We start from the raw sequence: 1,963 nt of genomic DNA, 5'->3' as shown, positions 1-1,963 counted from the left end.
GCTGCTTTCACTCAGCTTCACGATTTGACTATTTTTTAAGCGCCGACTCGGGTAAAATGCGCGGCTCTCCTGATCTGCCCCGCGCCTGTTTTTGCCCATGGAATTCGTCGGTTTCACCTTACGAAACAATCTCTTCGTCGCACCGATGGCGGGCGTCACGGATCGCCCTTTCCGCCAGTTGTGCAAGAAGATGGGCGCCGGCCTGGCGGTGTCCGAAATGGTCACCTCGAACTCGCTGCTCTACGGCAGCGCCAAGACCTTGCGCCGGGCCAACCACGTCGGCGAAGTAGCACCAATCTCGGTGCAGATTGCCGGCGCCGACCCGCAGATGATGGCCCAGGCCGCCCGTCACAACGTCGACAACGGCGCGCAGATCATCGACATCAACATGGGCTGCCCGGCCAAGAAGGTCTGCAACGTGATGGCCGGTTCGGCGCTGATGCAGGATGAAAAGCTGGTCGGCCAGATCCTCGACGCGGTGGTCGGCGCCATTCCCGATACGCCGGTCACACTGAAATTCCGCACCGGCTGGAACCTGGCCAACAAGAATGCGCCGACCATCGCCCGCATCGCCGAATCGGCCGGCGTGCGTGCCGTCGCCATCCACGGCCGGACGCGCTGCCAGCAATACACCGGCGAGGCGGAGTACGACACCATCGCCATGGTCAAGACCCTGATCCGGATTCCGGTCATCGCCAACGGCGACATCACGACGCCGGAAAAGGCCAGGCACGTGCTCGACGTCACCGGCGCCGACGGCATCATGATCGGCCGCGCCGCCCAGGGCCGGCCCTGGCTGTTCCGCGAAATCGAGCATTACCTGAAGACCGGCCAGCATTTGCCGCCAGCCGAGGTCACCGAAATTCACGAGATTCTCAAGGCCCACCTTGAAGACCTCTACGCCTTTTACGGCCCGGAAACCGGTTTCAAGGTCGCCCGCAAGCACATCTCCTGGTACACCAAGGGGCTGGTTGGCTCGGCGGCCTTCCGCAAGGAAATGAACGTCCTGCCCAGCATCGACCAACAGATGCAGGCAGTGAACGACTTCTTCAGCCGCCTGGCGGAGGAGCATCGAATTCTAAAATACACAGAGGAGGCGTTGGCAGCATGAGCCAACATGACTTGGGGAAATGCGTCACGGATTCGCTGGAGCAGTATTTCCGTGACCTCGACGGCGAAAAACCCGCCGCCATTTATGACATGGTCTTGAAGAGCATCGAAAAGCCGATGCTGGAAGTGGTGCTTGCCAAAGCCGGCGCCAACCAGACGCTGGCGGCGGAGATGCTGGGCATCAACCGCAATACCCTGCGCAAGAAACTGACCGAACACCAGTTGTTGTGAGGATCGAGTTGTTAGCTGCTAGCTGCTAGCAAAACCACTCGGCCCTGACTACTCGATCCTAATTCTTAATGACTCGATCCTAATATGACCATCAAGCAAGCGCTGATTTCCGTCTCCGACAAGACGGGTGTTCTCGAATTCGCCCAGGGCCTCGCCGCCCAGGGTGTCAAGCTGCTGTCTACCGGCGGCACCGCCAAGATGCTGCGTGACGCCGGCCTGGCCGTCACCGAAATCGGCGACTACACCGGCTTCCCGGAAATGCTCGACGGCCGCGTCAAGACCCTGCACCCGAAGGTGCATGGCGGCATCCTGGCCCGCCGCGACCTGGCCGAGCACATGGCCACCATCGACGCCCACGGCATCCCGATGATCGACCTGGTCTGCGTGAACCTCTACCCGTTCGCCGCCACCATCGCCAAGGCCGGCGTCACGCTGGAAGACGCCATCGAGAACATCGACATCGGCGGCCCGGCGATGGTGCGTTCGGCGGCCAAGAACTACAACGGTGTTGCCATCGTCACTGATCCCGATGATTACGCGGCCTTGATCGCCGAGATGAAGGCCAACGCCGGAGCACTGTCACTCGCCACGCGCTTTAGCCTGGCCAAGAAAGCCTTCACGC

2 protein-coding genes and 1 pseudogene are annotated in these 1,963 nt (G+C 61.2%); all 3 read left to right on the top strand.

Annotation, left to right across the window (positions count from 1 at the left end):
• Positions 1-97: 97 nt before the first annotated feature.
• The gene (gene dusB / locus ACE3PP_RS08660) at positions 98-1,111 is read left to right on the top strand and encodes a tRNA dihydrouridine synthase DusB (RefSeq protein WP_374380608.1); all 1,014 of its coding nucleotides are present in this window, start codon (positions 98-100) and stop codon (positions 1,109-1,111) included.
• Positions 1,108-1,341, top strand: coding sequence for a Fis family transcriptional regulator (locus tag ACE3PP_RS08655; RefSeq protein ID WP_374380605.1), 234 nt, complete (start codon positions 1,108-1,110; stop codon positions 1,339-1,341). The genes dusB and ACE3PP_RS08655 overlap by 4 nt, the downstream gene beginning before the upstream one ends.
• Before the next feature lie 84 nt (positions 1,342-1,425).
• A pseudogene (gene purH / locus ACE3PP_RS08650) lies at positions 1,426-1,963 on the top strand (bifunctional phosphoribosylaminoimidazolecarboxamide formyltransferase/IMP cyclohydrolase); the annotation flags it as partial.

It is taken from the genome of Dongia sp. (assembly GCF_041910485.1).
Taxonomy (GTDB): domain Bacteria; phylum Pseudomonadota; class Alphaproteobacteria; order Dongiales; family Dongiaceae; genus Dongia.
The sequence above is the reverse complement of the archived record's forward strand: the minus strand, read 5'-3'. Positions and strand labels throughout refer to the sequence as shown.

Coding starts and splice junctions, on each gene's coding strand:
- dusB (WP_374380608.1), top strand. CDS start 98: ATGGAATTCGTCGGTTTCACCTTACGAAACAATCTCTTCGTCGCACCG.
- ACE3PP_RS08655 (WP_374380605.1), top strand. CDS start 1,108: ATGAGCCAACATGACTTGGGGAAATGCGTCACGGATTCGCTGGAGCAG.